Raw genomic sequence first — 19,890 nt, 5'->3', positions numbered from 1 at the left:
CCTGAATTCGTCACAAATTCAGGCTTTTCTATTTCCTGATTATAAATCTGAAACTCTTACATAACTTCCCAGCCATTTCAGGTGCGTTCCATATTTGTGCATGATCTCCTGAACGCCCGGATCATTTACATGGCCTAAAAACTCTACCAGAAACCAGTTACGGAAAACAGATTCTCCGCGCAACGGACGACTTTCAATTTTTGTAAGGTTGATTCCTCTGTCGTTAAAATCTTTCAAAAATTCATACAAAACACCCGGACGGTTTGTATTTGGAAGGTTTGCGATAATGGTAGTTTTATCATCACCGCTTTTCTCGTTCAATACATCTTTTGACAGAATTAAAAAGCGTGTCCGGTTTTGATCGCTGTCTTCAATGTTGTCAAATAAAATCGGCACTCCAAAAATATGGGCAGATATGGATGAACAAATTGCTGCTGAATCAGGCTCGTTCGCAGCCAGCCTGGCTGCTTTTGATGTTGATTCAACCGGAATAAGCTCAACGCCCAACCCTTCAAGATATTCCCCAATAAATTTCCCGCACTGACGAAACGCGATATCTTTTGAATAGATGCGTTTGATATCTTTCAGAGAATCCGACTGCGTGGCAAAAGTAAAATGAACTTGTAATAATACTTCTGCAACTATGGTCAGGCCTTTTTCTCTTAAATAATCTGCGGTTTCAACAACTATTCCTTCCTGATTATTTTCAATAGGGACTACACCAAATTTGGCACGACCTGTTTCCACACTTTCAAAAACCGAATGTATTGTCGGCAATACCAGATATTCACTCATACCCCCGAAACGGCTTTCAGCTGCCTGATGTGTAAAACTTCCCTCCGGGCCGAGGTAAGAAATCCTTTCCGGCAATTCCAGATTTCGGGAAACGGCAAAGATTTCAAAAAAGATTGCATCAATGGCCGAACGTGTCAGAAGTCCTGTATTTCTCTTTTCAAGACGATCCAGAATTTGCTTTTCACGCTCCGGACGATAAATCATTGATTTTGAAGAGCGTTTCAAATCTCCGACACTTTTCACCAGTTCCATCCTTTCATTTAATATGTTAAGGAGCTCGTCGTCCAGTGTATCAATCCGTTCTCTTAATTGTTGTAAATCCACAAATAATCTAATTTATTAAACAGTATTATTCTTGTAATCAGAGCAGGTTAACTGACGATGGCCAACTCTTCAATATTATTTTCTATTTTAAGATTATCAATAATAAATCGCTGGCGTTCCGGTGTGTTTTTTCCCATGTAATACGTAAGCAATTTCTGAATTGAAGTTTCCTTTTGCAAAATGATTGGTTCAAGATGCATATCTTCTCCGATAAACTTACCAAATTCTTCCGGTGAAATTTCTCCCAGACCTTTAAAACGGGTAATTTCCGGCTTGCTGCCTAATTTCGCAATGGCAGCCTTTTTTTCATCATCTGTATAACAATAGTATGTTTCTTTTTTATTTCTGACACGGAACAAAGGTGTTTCCAAAACATAAAGGTGCCCGTTTCGTACAAGATCAGGAAAGAACTGAAGGAAAAAAGTCATTAACAACAAGCGAATATGCATTCCGTCAACGTCCGCATCAGTTGCAATCACGATCCTGTTGAAACGTAAATTTTCAACGCCATTTTCAATATCCAGTGCATGCTGAAGAAGATTGAATTCTTCATTTTCATACACGATTTTTTTGTTCAGCCCGAAACAGTTCAACGGTTTTCCCCGCAAACTGAATACGGCCTGTGTCTGGATATTTCTGGATTTGGTGATCGATCCGCTCGCAGAATCACCTTCTGTTATAAATAAGGTGCTTTCATGGCGCAGGTCATTTTTCAGATCTGTCAAATGCAGCCTGCAGTCACGAAGTTTTTTGTTGTGTAAATTTGCTTTTTTCGCACGGTCGTTGGCGAGTTTTTTAATTCCAGCCAATTCTTTGCGTTCCCTTTCAGACTGCTCAATACGCTTTTTCAGCGCATCCCTGGATTCAGGGTTCATGTGCAGAAAATTATCCAGCCGTTCTTTTACAAAATCATTAACAAAAGTTCTGATTGTGGTACTGTTTGGATCCGGCGTAATGGTATTGGATCCCAGTTTTGTTTTTGTCTGAGATTCAAAAACCGGTTCCTGAACTCTGATCGCGACAGCCGCAATAATCGAAGAACGAATATCTTCCGGTGCGTAATCTTTGCCAAAATGTTCCCTAACTGCCTTCACCACTGCTTCGCGAAAAGCAGATAAATGGGTTCCACCCTGGGTTGTATACTGACCATTCACAAAAGAATAATATTCTTCGCCATATTGATTACCATGGGTCATGGCAAATTCAATATCCTCACCTTTCAGATGTACAATCGGATAACGGATCGCTTCCGCATCTGATTTACTTACCAGAAGATCGAGCAAACCGTTGTGAGAAATATATTTTTGTCCGTTAAAATTTACCGTCAAACCTGCGTTCAGGTAACAGTAATTCCAGATCATGTTGTCAAGATACTGCGGTATATATCTGAAATTTTTAAAAATCAGACCGTCCGGCTCAAAGGCAATATGCGTTCCGTTTCGCTGCGTTGTTGCTTCTTCTTTGGATTCTTTCACCAAAACACCCTGCTGAAATTCGGCATTTTTGGATTTTCCCTCACGGAACGACTGCACTTTGAAATAGTTAGATAAGGCGTTCACCGCTTTTGTACCCACGCCATTCAAACCGACCGATTTTTGAAAAGCACCCGAATCATACTTTCCACCGGTGTTGATTTTAGAAACACAATCTACCACCTTCCCTAATGGAATCCCTCTGCCATAGTCCCGTACTTCCACACGATGTTCAGAAATTTTGATCTCGATGGTCTTTCCATTTCCCATCATGTGCTCATCAATGGAATTATCTACAATTTCTTTTACCAGTACATATATACCATCATCAATCGAAGAACCATCACCCAACTTCCCAATGTACATCCCCGGCCGCAGGCGGATGTGCTCTTTCCAATCCAGTGACTTAATGCTATCCTCGTCGTATTGTATGCTGACCGTATTTTCCATAATCTACGAATACTCTAGTTTGGATATTTATGATTTTAATGTTGTATTTTAATATTTTGGGTCATTTATCGTTACCCTATTGTATCTTTGCAAGTATGCTAGTTTCAAACCGAATACTAGAAATTCTTTAAAAATAAGAAAAATCTAATTTACTTTGCCTTAATTATACAAACAGCACATCGAATTTAAGGTTAATTTAAGTGTAAAAATAGCAGTACAAACACATATTATCACTGAACAGGTTGCATTTCATAGTACAATAAACTTCATATGAACACATTCAAGTTGGCTAAAAGCTGTAAATTTTTTTTACCTTATCTCTTAAGCCTAATTATTTCTTTACCCGCTTTAGCCCAGGTTGTAGCCCCATCAGCACCCACTAGCGCACCTACATCTACCGGAGCAGGAAATACCCAGAGTGGCCAGCCATCGGGTACTAATCCGCAGGGAACACAGGGTAACCAGCCTGCAAATTCCAATCAGCAATCTAACACACCGAAGGCCAGCGACGCACAGACAACAGAAAAGGCAAAAGCGGCAGCAGCAGCCAACGCAGATCCCAACGCACCAAAAGATGCTTCAACGGATCAAAGTAAAATAAATACTTCAACTACCGGAACATTGTCTCCGGCGGATCAGGAAAAACTTGCTTTTCGTCAGAAAATCTACGGTTATTCAATTTTCGCGGATAAAAAATTCGATCCGATCCCTGATTTACAAATTGCTACACCAACCAACTATGTAGTTGGGCCTGGTGATAATTTGAACATCTACCTTTACAACTACGCCGAGGCTACTTATAAAACAATTGTAAGCAGGGATGGTTTCATTACCATTGCCCGTCTGGGAAATATTTATGTGAGCGGAAGAACCATTGAAGAAGTAAGAAAAATATTAATTGATAAGTTTTCGAAATTTACCCCTGGCCTTATTGGCGAAAACGGTGAAACGGCAAGAACTAAATTGATGGTAACGCTTGGTGAGATACGAAATGTGAAAGTGTTTGTAACCGGGGAAGTTATCAATCCGGGAACATATGAAATTACTTCTCTGGCATCTGCATTCAACGCACTTTATCAGGCTGGCGGACCTAACGAAATTGGTTCGTTCCGTGATGTTCGCGTGGTACGTGCAGGTAAAGTAATATCGCATATGGATATTTACGATTACCTGGTCAACGGAAAAATTGACGGTGACATCCGTGTGCAGGACAATGACAATATCGTTGTTGGCTTTTATAAAAAGAGAGTTGAAGTTACAGGTGAAATGAAAAGACCTGGTATTTATGAATTGAAACCAGAAGAAAAACTGGCTGATGTAATTAAATATGCGGGTGGTTTTACGGATCAGGCCTACCAATCGCGTGTAAAAATTGAACGTATTACAGCGAAAGAAAGAAAAATTGTCGATGTCCCTCAGGATCAGTTTGCTACGGCAGAAGTTGTAACGGGTGATTTAATTGATGTTGAAACAGTTCTTGACCGTGTTGAAAATATTGTAACCATTGAAGGTGCTGTGATGCGTGCGGGAAATTTCTCACTTGACACGAGCCCTACATTAAAGACTTTGATTGAAAGTGCACAAGGTTTGAGAGAAGATGCTTTTACAGGAAGAATCTCGGTTTTAAGAACCAGACCAGACCTAACGATCGAAAGTATTCAGCTGAACCTTGGTGATGTCCTGAATGGAACTGTTCCGGATCTGGTATTGACTCGCCTTGATCAGGTAGTGATTCCTTCTAAATTCGATATGGCACAATCCGCCATCGTAACGGTTGAAGGTGAAGTTAACAATCCTAAATTTGGCGAAAACGATGGAAAATACCCTTACGTTGCCAATATGACACTTGAAGATGTTCTTGTTAAAGCAGGAGGTTTCAGAGAATCTGCTTTTACTACGGAAGTTGAGGTGATCAGAAGAAAAAGAAACAGTATTCCGGGAGCTGCAAATGCGCAAATCGCGGAAACCTTCAAATTTAATGTGAACCGTGATCTTTCTATCGGTAACAAGGAAACCAATTTTGTACTGCTGCCATTTGATCAGATTATTGTAAGAAAATCGCCGAACTACGTTGAACAGCAGTCCGTTTTCCTTGAAGGCGAAGTATTGGTGCCAGGCTCTTACACGATCATCAATAAAAACGATAAAATAAGTGATATCATCAAAAGATCAGGCGGTTTAACTGAGCTTGCTTTTCCGGAAGGTGCTACCTTATTGAGAAGAAGTATCGTGACAAATGTGACGGAGGCTACTAATTATGAGCAGGAAGAAGCAAGTCAGGAAACTATCAAAAAAGGCAGAGCAGCAGTTGCTCTTCCAAATGTAAAGGAAGAATCGATCGGTATCAAATTAAGTGTTATCATGAAAAACCCGGGTTCATTTGAAGACTTGGTTGTTCAGGAAGGTGACATTATTCGTATACCAAAAAGACTTGAAACGGTTCAGGTTACAGGTGAAGTGCTTTATCCGACAACTGTAAAATTCGGAAAAGGCTTGTCATTTGCTGATTACATTTCTCATTCAGGAGGATTCACGACAAGATCGTTACGTAAAAGTTCTTACATCAAATATCCAAACGGATCCGTGGACAGAACAAGAAAATTCATGTTCTTCAATGTTTATCCAAAAGTTCAGCCGGGATCTGAAATCTTTGTTCCGTCACGAGGAGCTCCTTCGTTAACTCCACAGCAGGCTATTCAGACAACTATTGGCGTGTTGAGTTCTGTAATGACATTAATTGTAACAATTCTCGCCTTCCGTACCTTAAAGTAAACCACAATAGAATGTCGAATATGACTAATCAAGTTTCTGAGGAACAAATTACACCGAGGGAAGTTATATTAAAAGTTGTTGCAGCAAAAAATGCATTAGTGAAAAGCTGGAAAGCTTTTATAATACTTATTGCGCTGGGTTTTGGAATCGGGTATGCCATGGATGTATATCTGATCAAACCAAATTCTTACGAAGCTACTATCGTTTTTAACATGGGAGGCAGTGCTCCTGGTAGCGATATGGGAAATCTCGGTGCTCTTTTTGGTATGAGCTCCGCAACAGATGCCAATATTTTTACAGGGGAAAATTTCTTCTATTTTGTTGAATCGCGCCCTGTTTTGGAAAGAACCCTACTGAAAAATGTTGTTGTTCATGGCAAACCTATGATTCTGGCAAATTTCGTAATTGATTCCAGCGGTATCAAGGATGACGAATGGGCAGACCGGGAGACACTTCATAATTTCCGTTTCACCAAAACCAATCCGGATTCACTCAGCATGGACGAACGTGTTGTATTAAATGAGTTGGTGATTAAATTAAAATCACTTACTGACATTGCAACGCTGGAACGTAAGTCATCCTTCATCGCACTTACAGCAACGATTCAGAATGAAACTTTGGCAGCTTTATGGGCAAAGACACTTTTGAAAACGGTGGAGGAAGTTTACACGGAAAAGCAGACTAAAAAATCGCGTAATACATTAACATTGTTACAAAGACGTGCTGATTCACTTGCCTTAATTCTGGGTAAAACTGAACATAAGCTGGCAAGAGAAATGGATTATAGCACGCAGCTGATCGTTCCTGAGGCAAAAATTTCTGTAAGTAAACTTGAAAGAAATACCAGTTTCTTACAGCAGCTTTACTACGAAGCCATGGGTAATGCAGAAAAAATGCGGGTATCTCTTGTAAGAGAAGCACCACTTTTCACATTGATTGAAGATGTTAAAGTTCCTTTGGATCTTAAATCTGAAAGCAAAAAAAGAGCAAAAATCGGGGCATTGGTTGGCCTGATGCTAGCCCTGATCTATGTATATGTGAAAAGCGTTTACAGCGCCATTGTTCAAGATACTACACCATTGCCTAAAGCATAAATAATGCAGCATACGACTACTATTAAAGCCGGAGGATCGGAAAAAGATTACTGGAAAGATTTATGGAAAAATAAACAATTGTTATTAATTCTCTCTAAAAGAGATATATCAGTTCGTTATAAACAAACTCTTTTAGGAGTTGCGTGGAGCCTTTTACGCCCAATAATGACGATGACTGTAATGGTTTTTGTTTTCAGTTACGTGGCAAAATTAAAAGGCGATGAAGGTATCCCCTATCCGTTGATGGTTTTATGCGGAATAACGATCTGGACTTTCTTTGCCAATACTTTTTCGCAGATCAGCAGCAGTATACTTATTAATTCCAATCTTGTTTCCAAAGTATATTTCCCAAGGCTTCTGATGCCGCTTAGTTCAGTGGCCGTAGGATTTGTTGATTTTTTGATAACACTCGGAATTTTTCTTGTTCTTACAGTATTTTTTCATCATCCACTTAGCTGGAATATCATTTTCCTGCCGGCATTTTTGTTATTGGCTTTTATTACTTCAATGGGTTTCGGCCTGTTCTTTGCAGTTTTAAATGTGCGTTTCAGAGATATCGGACAGTTGATTCCTTTTATCGTTCAGGTTGGCTTTTATGTTTGCCCTATCGCTTACAGCAGCAGACTTGCACAGGGAACGTGGTATGAAAAATACTATAATCTGAATCCAATGGTTGGGATTATTGATGGGTTTAAGTGGTGTTTGTTAGGTGACAAAGCTTATTTCAATCCTAATAGCGTTTACTCCACAGCAATAATTTCGATTGTTATTCTGATATTATCCTTAATTTACTTCCGTAAAAAGGAAAATACCTTCGTTGATCATATTTAGAACCTGTTACTTTTGGCCATGTCTGTAATCACAGCTGAAAATATCAGCAAGAAATATATTATTGACCACAAGCAAAAAAGCAGTGGTCCGTCAACTTTTCGTGACATTTTCAGCGAATCGTTTGACAAAATGTTTTCATCAAAAAAGAAAAGTCATTCTCACTTTGATGAAAAAGAAGAATTCTGGGCGTTAAAAGATGTAAACTTCACCATCGATCAGGGCGACCGGATTGGTATTGTGGGCCATAACGGAGCAGGGAAATCTACGTTGCTCAAAATCCTGAGCCGTATCACCGAACCAAGTACCGGACAAATCACTATCGATGGCCGCGTTGCCAGTTTGCTGGAAGTGGGGACAGGTTTTCACCCTGAACTTACGGGCCGTGAAAATATCTATCTGAACGGTGCTATTCTTGGCATGGCAAAAAGCGAGATCAAACAATCCTTTGACGCCATTGTTGATTTTGCAGGCGTTGAAAAATTTCTTGATACGCCGGTAAAAAGATATTCTTCAGGTATGTATGTGCGTTTGGGATTTGCCATCGCAGCGCATTTAAATCCGGAAATTTTGATCGTGGATGAAGTACTTGCCGTTGGTGATACAGAATTCCAAAAGAAATGTCTTGGTAAAATGCGGGATGTTTCAGAAAGCGGCAGAACTCTTTTATTTGTAAGCCACAACCTTACCGCCATTCAGGCACTTTGCAACAAATCGTTTTATTTTGAAAAAGGTAAACTGATTGATCAGGGCGATACTACGCATATTGTCACCAACTATTTGAGCAAGGTTTCGCACAAAACACTGGAGCGCCATTGGGATGATATCAACAATGCGCCGGGTAATGATCAGGTTCGTATTAAAAGTTTCAGACTTCTTGCCGACTATCAGGATAACCTTGTCCACATCGATGTGCGCACACCTATGAATTTCCAATTTGAATTTTGGAATATGGAAGAAGGTGCTAATCTGAATTTAAGTATGCACCTTTACACCTTCACCGGTGAATGTATATTTAACGTGGGAACAACATCACAGGAGTTTGGCAAAGGACTGGTAACAGGTACCTGTGAAATTCCCGGACACTTTTTAAATGATGGTTCTTACGTAGTTTCCATGATGATCGTGAAAGACACGAGTACTGTTGTTTACAACATGGAAGAAGCGCTGATTTTTGACATAGAAGATTACCGTGAAAACGTAACCTGGTATGGCAAATGGCCTGGGTATATTCGCCCGAAACTTAATTTTTCTATTCGTCAAACTGAACATATAGTGAATGATTAACGTCACTAAGGCATATTTACCAGATCAGGAGCAGTACATTAAATATGTTCGTGAGATTTGGGACCGTGGTTACCTGACCAACAATGGTCCGTTGGTTCAGGAACTTGAAGCCAAATTGAAAGAATATCTCGGCGTAGATTATCTTTATTTTTGTGGTAATGGCACCATTGTGCTTCAGATTGCCATGAAAGCTTTGGGAATAAAAGGAGAAGTGATCACTACGCCTTTTTCTTACGTTGCTACTTCAAATGTTATACTTTGGGAAAATTGTCTGCCGGTATTTGTAGATATTGATCCCGAAACTTTTAATATCAATCCGGATCTGATTGAAGCTTCCATAACGCCGGAAACTTCGGCGATTCTGGCAACACATGTATATGGAAATCCATGCGATGTTGAAAAAATTGAAGCAATTGCAAAAAAGCATAACCTGAAAGTAATTTACGACGGAGCGCACGCTTTTGGCGTCACTTACAAGGGTCGTTCTCTTTTTTCATATGGTGATTTAAGCACATGCAGTTTCCACGCGACCAAGGTTTTTCATACAACTGAAGGTGGTGCATTGATTTCAAATCATCCCGAACTTGATAAGGAATTACATCTTTTACGTGCATTTGGACACAAAGGAGATGAGGAATATTATTTTGCAGGAATCAATGGTAAAAATTCGGAATTCCATGCTGCCATGGGTTTGTGTAATCTGCCAAACGTCCCGGATATTATTGCTGCCAGAAAAGAAATTTTTGACTCGTACGACAGCCTGCTGAATTGGGATATTTTGTCAAAACCAAAAATAAGTTCCGAGATCGAATATAACTACGCATATTATCCGGTAGTTTTCCCCTCAGAACAGATTTTGAGAAAAGTACAGGCAGCCTTGGCAGCCGAAGACATAATACCTAGAAGATATTTTTACCCATCGCTGAATACTTTGGCATTTATGCCAAAACAAATACCTTGCCCGGTTTCGGAGGATATGTCCGAAAGAGTGTTAAGTTTGCCGCTTTATGTCGGCCTGCCTCTTCCGGATGTAGAGCGAATCAGTAAAATTATCAACGATCACATAGCTCCATAGTCTCATGGCTATTCTTTATCTGCTTTCTTTTTTTCTGTTTATATATAGTGTTGGTTACACTTCAAAAAAAATAGCACAACCATCACTGACCGAATGGCTCATCACATCATTTATTCTATTTGTCGGAAGCATAATCCCAACAGGGTTTGTGCTTTCGGCGTTGGATCTTACCGCAAATGTTCCTGCCTGGATTGCCGGTAATTTTATAGCAATCTGCCTGCATTTTATACTTTGGTCGAAAATTCTTCTCCCGAATAAACCGGTATTTTCTGTACGTGCAGTAATCAGTAACCGGATCAGTACTTTTAGATTATGGACCAGAGAATTATCACCATATCTGAAAATCATTTTTGTAATGATGTTCGGGACGCTCGCCATCATTGGAATTACCAATCTGATATTAGTACTTTTTACTGTTCCTAATGAATGGGATAGTATGACCGGGCATTTGAACCGCGCTGTCCGATATATTCAGCGGGGAACCATGGAACATTTCGGGGGCACGAACTGGAATATGGACACCTATCCCAAAAGTGTCACAACAATCCAGATTTATTCTTATCTGATCACAGGAAAAGTTGAAAATGCTTTTAAGCTGATCCATCACTTATCGTTCTGGATTACACTTGTTTCCGTTTTTGGAATAGCACAAAGAATTGGCAGAAATCTTTCAGCAAGTTTTTTCTGTGCGCTGGCTTACAGTATGTTCCTGAATTTTTTAATGCAGGCGGTTACTACTGAAACAGATATCGTTTTAACTGCATATCTGAGTTGCCTGCTTTATTTCATATTTACTTTTTACACTACCCGCGACAACCGGTATTTATATCTGGCCGGTATGGCATTTGGTATTGTATTCGGTCATAAAATCACGTTTGCATTTCTTTTGCCATCGGTTTTTGTGATTATGATTTATGCGGTTTTCATTTCACCAAACCTGAAAGTATTTTTTGACCGGTTTATCAAACTGGCTGCTGCTATATTCCTGGCTGTTTTAATTTATACGCTGCCAACCGGATATATCAAAAACATGCAGGTTTTCGGGCATCCGATCGGCCCTCCAACCGCTTTGAAACATCAATCCGTGGAACGTTTTGGATCGGTACGGAATCTTTTGAAACAAGGTACAAGAAATGTTTTCCGATATAGCTACGAGTTTGTCAATCTGGATGGAATCCGGAATGCACAATGGGGTTATGATCTCAACACACAAATCAGGAAACCGATCGTAGCACTGGAAGATAAAATGCATTTAAGGCTGGACGAAGAAACTACCTACGCCATTGTTCCTTTCTCATTCCAAAGACATTTTGACAATTATAACGCGAACCCATATTGGGGTGTGTTTGGCTTTGCTTTAATTCTGCCTTTGTTACTGCTGGTTTTTTTAAGAATATTTTCATCGCGTGTGCACTGGTTTCTTGCGCTTGCTTTTATTCTTGATTTTATAGCGATTTCTTATTCGGCAGTTTATGATCCGTTTAAGGGAAGATATTTCATAGAGCCTGGTTTATTCGGCGTATTATTCCTGCTTCTTCTTTTTTCAAATCATCGCTTATCCATTTTAAAACCAAGACGGAAAATCTGGAAAGGCTATGTTTTGATAGTGGTTTTGCTGGCCTGTACCTCCGCGATCATGGCTGTTTTTCTGAATATCCGTTGCCTGCCGTTTCCTGCTTATGGCGCAGAATCTGCGTTGACAATGAGTCGTATCAAATACCAGACATTTGCGCGTCCGGATGTTACAAAAGCATATGAAACGTATGATTCCATTGTCCCACAGGATGCAGTTGTTGCACTTGCTACAATTAATGATGATTTTGAATATCCATTATATGGAGCGAAATTAAGTCGCCGGTTGATCACCATAAACCCTTTTGAAAAAGGCTTAAAGCCAATTCCAAAAGAGGCCGATTATCTGTTTTACGACAGAAGTGTTGTAAACGATACCAGCAAAATCAAGGCATTGCCAACGGATTTGCGGTTAGGCAGCGATACCATTGCAGCCAAATATCGTGGTCTGGCAGTTAAAGGAGAGGATTATTACCTCAGAAAGCTGAAATAATGCACAGGTAGAAAAAGATTTCAGTAAACCGGGAAATTATTTTAATAACGCCGCAGAGTTAAACAGCACACATTTTTATTATTCATCATAAAATTCCTTCCATGACCATTGCCATCATGCAGCCTTATATATTCCCGTATATCGGGTATTTTCAGCTGATCAATGCTGTTGATAAGTTTGTTATATATGACGATGTCAATTTCATAAATAAGGGCTGGATCAATAGAAACAACATTTTGGTTTCTGGTCAGGCACATCTTTTTACTATTCCGCTCAAAGATGCGAGTCAGAATAAGCTGATCAACGAAGTTGAGCTGTCGATTAACGACCCGTGGAAGAAAAAGTTTCTGAAGACTGTTCAGCAATCATATCTGAAAGCGCCAAATTATCAAAAGGTTTTTCTTCTGATTGAAGAAATCGTAAATTCGAATGCAGAAACGATATCAGAATTTACGCTTCATGCCTTACAGAAAGTTTGTGCGTATATGGAAATCATGACAGAAATTGTTCCGTCCTCTTCCATTTATCAAAACACAGAGCTGAAAGCACAGGATCGGATTCTGGATATTTGCAAACAGGAAAAAGCTGATCATTACATTAATCCGATTGGTGGAATGGAATTGTACGATAAGAATAAATTTGAAAATGAGGGTATCAAGCTGAATTTCATAAAAAGTACGGCCAGTGCTTATCCTCAATTTAAAAATGCTTTCGTACCTTGGCTATCCATTATAGACATACTTATGTTTAACGATGCAGAAAGTATCGGTAAACTTCTAAAAGAATTCGAACTTATATAAGAATGGCAAAAGTTATTATTTTTGGAGTTCTGGATACAGCGGAACTTGCGCACTATTATCTGGAACACGACTCGGAACATGAAGTAGTAGCTTTTTCAGTAAATCGGGAATATATACAGGAAGAATCATTTCGCGGCCTGCCTTTGGTAGCATTTGAGGATGTTGAAACGATTTTCCCTCCGGCTGAATTTTCTTTTTTTGCTCCTATGACTGGACGCAATATGAACAGAAACCGGGAAGCTGTTTACAACCAGATTAAAGCCAAAGGATATCAACTTATATCCTACATAAGTTCGCACGCCACAATCCTGGACAGAAATGTGATTGGCGACAATTGCTTTATTCTCGAAGACAATACCATTCAGCCCTTTACAACGGTTGGAAACAACGTGGTGATGTGGAGTGGAAATCATATTGGTCATCACGGCCAGATAAAAGACCACGTTTTTTTTACTTCACATGTGGTCATGTCCGGACATTGTGTAATTGAATCCTATTCATTTTTCGGAGTTAACAGTACAATCAGAGATTATACAAACATTGCTCAGGGAACGCTTGTCGGAATGGCGTCAGCTATTACGAAGGAAACTGAGGAATGGGGAATTTATATTGGAAATCCCGCCAAAAAAGTACCCGGGAAAAAGAGTTTTGAAGCATACTAAGCAACCCTCCAACGCGACTTTGAGATCTGATTTTTGAGATATCAACTTATTACCGAATGACCCAAAAGAAAGTACTTTTTATAAGCCACGATGCAAACCGCGCAGGAAGCCAGTTATTACTGCTTCAACTTCTGCGTTTGCTGAAAGAGCGACAAGTTCCCATGCATTTGCTGCTATGCAATGGCGGCGAGCTTGAAAAGGAATTTGAGGAAGTAGTAACCATTACGCGGTTATTCAGTACGGACAATATCGTATCCAGACCTTTGTCCGGAAAAATTCTCAGGAAGATCAGACTTCATAAATTATACGAACAACATACCGGCCAAAAAGACCGTGAGCGTGTTGTTGCAGAACTGGAAAGTCAGAATATTGGACTGGTCTTTGTAAACTCGATTGCCAATGCCGAAGTTTACTGCGAATCTTTAAAGTTTTTACATCATTTACCTGTCGTCCTGTTTGTTCATGAACTGGGCATGTCGGTCAAAATATATACATTCGAAGATCACCTCAAATATTTACTAAAAAAGGCTGATCATTTGATTGCAGTTTCGCACGCAGTAGCCGATCATTATGTTTGTGATTATGGCTTTCCGGCTGATCAGGTCAGTACTTTTACACTGATTGATCACGATCATATTGATGAAAAGCTAAAAAATGCACAACGTAATCTTTTGGAAAAAACCTATAACATACCACACGACGCCGTCATTATTGGAGGCTGCGGAAATGCGGAATGGAGAAAAGGAAATGACATTTTTAACTGGATCGCCCGTCGGGCTATTCAAAAAACCAGCCCGTTACCTGTTTATTTTGTCTGGGTTGGTGCTGGTCCGCAACATCAGATTTATGAATTAATAAAAAGTGACATTCACCTGATGGGATTGGAAGATCGTATCATTCTGATACCTCCTACTCCGCAGGCCCTGGATTATATCAGTCGTTTTGACGTGCTTATGTTAAGCTCCCGTGAGGATCCCTATCCACTCGTAGTGCTGGAAGCTGCATTAAATGAAACACCCGTGGTGTGTTTTGACGGAGCGGGCGGAGCTCCGGAGCTGATAGAATCAGATGCCGGATTTGTGGTTCCCTATATGGATATTTCCGCTGCTTCGGAAGCTATAATCAAGTTAGTCCTGGATCCAAACATGAGGGAAACCATGGGTCGTAAAGGACGTGAAAAAGTATTGGAACGCCATAATACTGACAAGAGCGTTTCAAAAATTGAAACCATAATTCAAAAGTACTTACCTTTGCAGGTCTCTGAAAAACACAATCAATGACCATTGCTTTTACAATTTGTTCAATAAATTACCTTGCACAGGCCCGAACACTCGGAGATTCCCTTGCCAGCACCAATCCTGAAATTCTTTTTGTGATCGGTCTGGTTGACAATCAGGAAGGCGTAGCTTTTGAAGAATCTTATCAGCCAAAATACCCAATGGTTGAAATAGATAAAATAGGCATTGATGGATTAGACGAAATCGCTGCCAGATATAATATTACCGAGCTTAACACAGCCGTTAAACCTTTTTACTTCACATATTTTTTCAAACAATACCCACAGGCTCAAAATGTTATCTATTTTGATCCCGACATTATTGTTTATCAGCCGTTAACCGGCTTACTGACTTCGTTAAAAAATCACGAAGCGGTTTTAACACCACATATCAATTCACCGATTGAAGACAGGCTGACGCCCAACGAATTGCATCACTTAAATACCGGAATTTATAATCTGGGATTTGTTGCCTTCCGAAGGAGTACTGTCAATACTGAATTTATCAGATGGTGGGAAGAAAAGTTGCGTTATGAATGTTTGATTGATCTTTGTAACGGATTATTTGTGGATCAAAACTGGATGAACTTTCTTCCCGTTTTTGTTCCTGATACACATATTGAAAGAAATCCTGGTTATAACGCCGCATACTGGAATCTGCATGAACGTATATTTTCACATAAAGAAAATGTGTTTTATGTCAATGAAACCAATCCATTGATTTTTTTGCATTATAGCGGCTACGACCCTGAAAAACCTGCTGTTTTATCAAAATACCAGGATCGTTTCCAACTTTCCGAGCGTCCGGATGCTGTTCCGCTATTTGAAATTTATAGAGAAAGTCTGATTAAAAACGGGAATGCCTATTATCGCAAATTCCCTTGCTTCTATATTAAACCGCCAAAAGTTTTCAGATATCAACGTGTCAGGAAACTCCTGAAAAGGCCATTTAATTATTTAAAAGATCAGCTTGATACAATGTAATGAAAGAACTTGTATCCATTCTGATCCCGATATTAAATCCTGAACTTACCGTTCTGGAAGAGTTAATTTTAAGACACAGCCTTGAAGCGCTGAAAAAATATCCGGTCATTTTATTTACTTATGAGGGTGCAGATTTATCCAAAATAGAAAAAAATCATGATCGTCTTGAAATTTTAACTTTCAGACCAAAATATTTCGAAAACAGACAGACGCTGGCCAATCTCTTCCTGATGGAAGATTTTTATAACAGATTTACATGGAGCGATTTTGTTTTGATTCACGAATTAAATAGCTGGATAGTCAAGGACGAAATTCACTATTGGTGCAAACAAGGTTATGACTATTTGCATACAAATCCGGTTTTAGATAATTCTGTTTTCAAAAACGGTCAGGTTAATGACTTTTCACGAGTTTTAGGTCTTAATGAAGATCAGAAAAAAGCACTGGGAAAAGGATTTGAAAATGACGGATTAAAACTTTGTCACGTAAGACGGATGATGAGTACTTTATCCGCAAAGAAAAAGGAAGCGCATCTTTACAGAGATCAATATAACTTTGAGAATAAAGATTCATTATTTTGGGAACTGGAAGCCAACCGGCTTTGGCCATATCTGAGAAAACCGACAGCAATTGTACAAACCCGTTTTTCTCAAAATATTGAAAACCGGCCGGCATTATTTCCCGATAACCGTGACGCGTGGCCAACAGGGATTACCGGCGTAACCACCAAAAATATTGATCATCTTCCCTTTTATAAATAGAAGAAAGCACACCACAATGAACATCGTTTTTACCGTTTGCAACAGAACTCAATTACCCAACGCCCTGGCGCTGGGTGTTTCCGTGTTGCGCCATCATCCCGACTATCTTTTTTATATAGGCTGGGCAGATAAATCACCAATTTCAAACCTGCCTAAAAATATAAAAGCGATTTCTGTTGAAAAACTGGGGATTCAGGAATGGGGGGAAATGTGCGCACGGTATTATGACTTTGAACTCGTCGCAGCTTCGCGTCCGTGGTTTGCCAAGGGAATTCTGAAGGCAAATCCTGATTGTAGTTCATTAACATTTTTGTCGCCAACAACCATACTTTATGACGCTATGCAGGAAATTAATGATCCTGCTGCTGATTTATTTTTAACACCCAATATTACAAAACCGCTCGCCGCTTCAAAAAATCTGGATGATAAGAGAATTTTGAATATTGGTATGTTTCATTCCGGAGGCTGGGCTTTAAAACCAAATCCGGTCACGTTAAAAATGCTTGAATGGTGGGCGCATCGTACAATAGACAGGGCGAAATTTGACCTTTGCAATGGAATGTGTATGGATCAGCTTTGGTTAAATTATGCGCCGGTGTGGGTCGAAAAAACGACAAAAATCACGCATCCCGGATGGCATTACGGTTTACAAAGTATATTGAATAAAACGTTGACCGAAAAGAACGGAAGTTTTTCGGTTGAAAATGAAAAACTAATTTCAGCAGATTTTGCAGGAATGACGCATTTTGATCCGGTTTGGTCTAATCATCAAATGCTTGCCCATCAAAGTCCGGCATTCAAAAAGTTATTCAAAGAATATTCAGAAACGGTTAAGACTTTTGATAAGGGATTACCGGACAGAGAGCCAGGTTATGGTAAAATTCCTGAAATAAGTGATCAAAGATTACTTCGGAAAAATTTAACCGGCAAATTAAAAGCTATCACAACATTCATTGATCAGTTTTAGGATCAGGAAACAGAAATAAAAAGTATGAAGCCTTTACAGGAAAGTACAACGGAACTCCGCAATTTTATAAGTGCACTAAAAGTAAAAACTTTCAGTGGTGAGGAAACTGCACGTTTTCCAAAGCTTACCATCATTACGCCATCTTATAACCAGGCAGATTTCCTCGAACGGACTATTTTGAGCGTTTTAAATCAAAATTACCCCAATCTGGAATATATAATTATTGACGGCGGCTCCACTGATAAAAGCGTTGAGGTTATAAAAAAATATGAATCTTATCTGACCTACTGGGTTTCGGAAAAAGACCGGGGACAGGTTCATGCCATTAATAAGGCGCTGGAAATGGCAACGGGTGAATGGATCAGTTTCCAAAATTCCGACGATGTATATTTTGAAGGCACATTTAAGAGTTTTGGTAAAGCAGCTTTGGAACAGCCGGCGGATATTTTATATGGCGATTTGTTTATGATCACGACGGATGACGAAGTGACGGAAATCTTGAAAACCACGTCATACAGTTTGACCTGCCAGATTCTGGAGGGAATGCAGATTCACAATCAGTCATTATTTTTCAAAAGATCACTGGTTCAAAGATTCGGGAAGTTCGATGAATCCTATCGCTTTGCGTTTGATTATGAATTTATCACACGTTATACCATGCATGATTCTACCCTGATCAGGAAAGTGGAAGGACTGGGTGGAGCGCTTCGTGTACATGCAGATGCCAAGTCCTCGACCATTGCATCTGTAGGCTCGGAGGAACATTTGAGGATACAAAAATTGTACAATTCTGCGTTAACATTCCCGGCTCTGAACAAAATCAGGTATCTTTGGTGCAAGGTTAGAAAAATAGCCTATTTTACTTTTCGATTCGATTTCAAATACATACGTTTCAGACTATCAAGATGAATTTGAGTCTAGGCAATTTATTGAAGAACTTTAACTATCTGAGGTATTCCGTGGGTATAGCAATGCTATTCAACGGGTTCCCTCTTATATTCTTTTTCCGTGATACATTAGGAATAGGGCCGGCAAGCAGCACTTTTACGGCTATTTTCTTTGCCCTGGCGCTTTTGTTGATGGTCCCAACGAATCTGTTTCTTAGATTTTACAATCCTAATCCTGTTTTGTTCAATCTGGGAGTGGGGTTTTTGCTTTTGTCAGTATACTATTTCCTGTTTTTTAACAACATGGGAATGGGCGTTACCGATATTGGTAACTATGCCTATATTTTTGCATTTCTGCTGCTGTTAATGAGTATTCCCAGCGATGTAAAAGATACGCTGGTACCTGTTCTTTTCCTTTTTTCCCTGTTTTCAAATCTTACGCTGGTATATTCGCTGATGACCGATCCGAGTTGGACATTAGGTATGCGGGCTGCGGTAAGTTTCTCAAACGAAGGTGCTCAGGCAGGTGGAAATCCCCACATTACAGCCAGAAATGGTATTATTTGCCTTTTAACTGCAATGGTTCTTATTCCGCAGTACAAGAGTATTTTCCCCAGATTGTTCCTTTATTTTTCTGTATTATTTAGTCTTGCGGTTATCGTACTTTCACTTGCAAAATCTAGTTATCTGGGTGTTGGTATGATGTTGGGTTTATATGTTTTTTACAATTTCAAAGTCACCAAAATATTTTCAGCCATTGGAAGCTTTTTCAGCTTCAAAAATATAATGCTTGTCGTGCTCGTCATACTCGGGATCAGTTACTTCCTTAGCAAGTATGGCAGTGTATTAGATAGCCTTCTCAACTACTGGGATATATTTGAAGGCCGTATCATGGATGTAATTTTCACATCTTTCGGGGTTAAATTATCTGATACTGCTGATATTGATGCCTCGGCAATGGGGCGGGTAAGTGGTTTTGGAACATTTCTGGATACGATTTATTCATGGGATGTGTTTTTAGGACGAGGCTACAAAAGCGGTTTCCTCGACGTTCCAATTCTCGAAGCATGGGTTAATCACGGGATTTTGGGATTTCTTTTCTTTAACGGATTCAACTTTTTCCTTTTCATCTACTCCATTCAGGAAATTAGAAGAAACACGACTCCGCTTTCCACTTTTCTTGCCTATTTCTTTATTTCGCTGATAGTGCTTTTGATCTCCGGCGGACGGCCTTACGATATTGCTTACTGGTTTCCTTATGCTGTGATGATCCGCTTTCTGGGTATTGATTATTTTTACAAATTATCCCGTCAACCAGCAAGCGGCAGATTAGCCGCTGCCAGTTCCTAATTATCCATTTGACATAACCCTGATAAATGCAATATCAGGGT

16 protein-coding genes are annotated in these 19,890 nt (G+C 39.6%); 14 read left to right on the top strand and 2 right to left on the bottom strand.

All coding sequences use genetic code 11. The annotated features are described in order from the left end of the window. Positions 1-39: 39 nt before the first annotated feature. Positions 40-1,119 carry a prephenate dehydratase gene (pheA, locus tag LXL81_RS28130; RefSeq protein WP_234651286.1) on the bottom strand — a complete coding sequence of 360 codons (1,080 nt, stop codon included), beginning with the start codon at positions 1,117-1,119 and terminating at the stop codon, positions 40-42. A gap of 47 nt (positions 1,120-1,166) precedes the next feature. Further along, entirely contained in the window at positions 1,167-3,041 is a 1,875-nt protein-coding gene (locus LXL81_RS28125) for a DNA topoisomerase IV subunit B (RefSeq protein WP_234651284.1), read from the bottom strand. A 270-nt stretch (positions 3,042-3,311) separates the two neighbouring features. Here LXL81_RS28125 and LXL81_RS28120 point away from each other — a divergent pair, with 270 nt between their 5' ends. From LXL81_RS28120 to LXL81_RS28055, 14 genes are all read left to right on the top strand, one after another. Further along, entirely contained in the window at positions 3,312-5,813 is a 2,502-nt protein-coding gene (locus LXL81_RS28120) for an SLBB domain-containing protein (RefSeq protein ID WP_234651281.1), read from the top strand. Between the two features lie 20 nt (positions 5,814-5,833). After that, the gene (locus tag LXL81_RS28115) at positions 5,834-6,907 is read left to right on the top strand and encodes a hypothetical protein (RefSeq protein WP_234651279.1); all 1,074 of its coding nucleotides are present in this window, start codon (positions 5,834-5,836) and stop codon (positions 6,905-6,907) included. 3 nt (positions 6,908-6,910) lie between these two features. Further along, complete coding sequence (locus LXL81_RS28110; protein ID WP_234651277.1) at positions 6,911-7,738, top strand: ABC transporter permease; 828 nt, start codon at positions 6,911-6,913, stop codon at positions 7,736-7,738. Between the two features lie 18 nt (positions 7,739-7,756). Next, positions 7,757-9,022: an ABC transporter ATP-binding protein gene (locus tag LXL81_RS28105; protein ID WP_234651275.1), complete on the top strand. Its 1,266-nt coding sequence runs from the start codon at positions 7,757-7,759 to the stop codon at positions 9,020-9,022. Then, positions 9,015-10,097 carry a DegT/DnrJ/EryC1/StrS aminotransferase family protein gene (locus LXL81_RS28100; RefSeq protein WP_234651273.1) on the top strand — a complete coding sequence of 361 codons (1,083 nt, stop codon included), beginning with the start codon at positions 9,015-9,017 and terminating at the stop codon, positions 10,095-10,097. The genes LXL81_RS28105 and LXL81_RS28100 overlap by 8 nt, the downstream gene beginning before the upstream one ends. 4 nt (positions 10,098-10,101) lie before the next feature. Continuing rightward, positions 10,102-12,162: a glycosyltransferase family 39 protein gene (locus tag LXL81_RS28095; RefSeq protein WP_234651270.1), complete on the top strand. Its 2,061-nt coding sequence runs from the start codon at positions 10,102-10,104 to the stop codon at positions 12,160-12,162. 101 nt (positions 12,163-12,263) lie between these two features. Beyond that, on the top strand, positions 12,264-12,962 hold the full coding sequence (locus tag LXL81_RS28090) for a WbqC family protein (RefSeq protein WP_234651268.1): 699 nt from the start codon (positions 12,264-12,266) through the stop codon (positions 12,960-12,962). 2 nt (positions 12,963-12,964) lie between these two features. After that, the gene (locus LXL81_RS28085) at positions 12,965-13,624 is read left to right on the top strand and encodes an acetyltransferase (protein ID WP_234651266.1); all 660 of its coding nucleotides are present in this window, start codon (positions 12,965-12,967) and stop codon (positions 13,622-13,624) included. A gap of 56 nt (positions 13,625-13,680) precedes the next feature. After that, entirely contained in the window at positions 13,681-14,904 is a 1,224-nt protein-coding gene (locus LXL81_RS28080; RefSeq protein ID WP_234651265.1) for a glycosyltransferase family 4 protein, read from the top strand. Beyond that, positions 14,901-15,884, top strand: coding sequence for a glycosyl transferase (locus LXL81_RS28075; RefSeq protein WP_234651263.1), 984 nt, complete (start codon positions 14,901-14,903; stop codon positions 15,882-15,884). The genes LXL81_RS28080 and LXL81_RS28075 overlap by 4 nt, the downstream gene beginning before the upstream one ends. Then, positions 15,884-16,645 carry a DUF5672 family protein gene (locus LXL81_RS28070; protein ID WP_234651261.1) on the top strand — a complete coding sequence of 254 codons (762 nt, stop codon included), beginning with the start codon at positions 15,884-15,886 and terminating at the stop codon, positions 16,643-16,645. The genes LXL81_RS28075 and LXL81_RS28070 overlap by 1 nt, the downstream gene beginning before the upstream one ends. A gap of 16 nt (positions 16,646-16,661) precedes the next feature. Next, entirely contained in the window at positions 16,662-17,612 is a 951-nt protein-coding gene (locus LXL81_RS28065) for a hypothetical protein (RefSeq protein ID WP_234651259.1), read from the top strand. Positions 17,613-17,636: 24 nt separating this feature from the next. Continuing rightward, positions 17,637-18,521, top strand: coding sequence for a glycosyltransferase family 2 protein (locus LXL81_RS28060; RefSeq protein WP_234651257.1), 885 nt, complete (start codon positions 17,637-17,639; stop codon positions 18,519-18,521). Next, positions 18,518-19,849, top strand: coding sequence for a hypothetical protein (locus tag LXL81_RS28055; RefSeq protein ID WP_234651245.1), 1,332 nt, complete (start codon positions 18,518-18,520; stop codon positions 19,847-19,849). Before LXL81_RS28060 ends, LXL81_RS28055 begins: the two co-directional genes overlap by 4 nt. Positions 19,850-19,890 lie beyond the last annotated feature (41 nt).

The sequence above is a fragment of the Dyadobacter sp. CY356 genome (assembly GCF_021440195.1).
In the GTDB taxonomy this organism is placed as follows: Bacteria; Bacteroidota; Bacteroidia; order Cytophagales; family Spirosomataceae; genus Dyadobacter.
This window is presented reverse-complemented; position numbering and strand designations above follow the sequence as displayed.

Coding starts and splice junctions, on each gene's coding strand:
- LXL81_RS28125 (WP_234651284.1), bottom strand. CDS start 3,041: ATGGAAAATACGGTCAGCATACAATACGACGAGGATAGCATTAAGTCA.
- LXL81_RS28120 (WP_234651281.1), top strand. CDS start 3,312: ATGAACACATTCAAGTTGGCTAAAAGCTGTAAATTTTTTTTACCTTAT.
- LXL81_RS28115 (WP_234651279.1), top strand. CDS start 5,834: ATGACTAATCAAGTTTCTGAGGAACAAATTACACCGAGGGAAGTTATA.
- LXL81_RS28110 (WP_234651277.1), top strand. CDS start 6,911: ATGCAGCATACGACTACTATTAAAGCCGGAGGATCGGAAAAAGATTAC.
- LXL81_RS28105 (WP_234651275.1), top strand. CDS start 7,757: ATGTCTGTAATCACAGCTGAAAATATCAGCAAGAAATATATTATTGAC.
- LXL81_RS28100 (WP_234651273.1), top strand. CDS start 9,015: ATGATTAACGTCACTAAGGCATATTTACCAGATCAGGAGCAGTACATT.
- LXL81_RS28095 (WP_234651270.1), top strand. CDS start 10,102: ATGGCTATTCTTTATCTGCTTTCTTTTTTTCTGTTTATATATAGTGTT.
- LXL81_RS28090 (WP_234651268.1), top strand. CDS start 12,264: ATGACCATTGCCATCATGCAGCCTTATATATTCCCGTATATCGGGTAT.
- LXL81_RS28085 (WP_234651266.1), top strand. CDS start 12,965: ATGGCAAAAGTTATTATTTTTGGAGTTCTGGATACAGCGGAACTTGCG.
- LXL81_RS28080 (WP_234651265.1), top strand. CDS start 13,681: ATGACCCAAAAGAAAGTACTTTTTATAAGCCACGATGCAAACCGCGCA.
- LXL81_RS28075 (WP_234651263.1), top strand. CDS start 14,901: ATGACCATTGCTTTTACAATTTGTTCAATAAATTACCTTGCACAGGCC.
- LXL81_RS28070 (WP_234651261.1), top strand. CDS start 15,884: ATGAAAGAACTTGTATCCATTCTGATCCCGATATTAAATCCTGAACTT.
- LXL81_RS28065 (WP_234651259.1), top strand. CDS start 16,662: ATGAACATCGTTTTTACCGTTTGCAACAGAACTCAATTACCCAACGCC.
- LXL81_RS28060 (WP_234651257.1), top strand. CDS start 17,637: ATGAAGCCTTTACAGGAAAGTACAACGGAACTCCGCAATTTTATAAGT.
- LXL81_RS28055 (WP_234651245.1), top strand. CDS start 18,518: ATGAATTTGAGTCTAGGCAATTTATTGAAGAACTTTAACTATCTGAGG.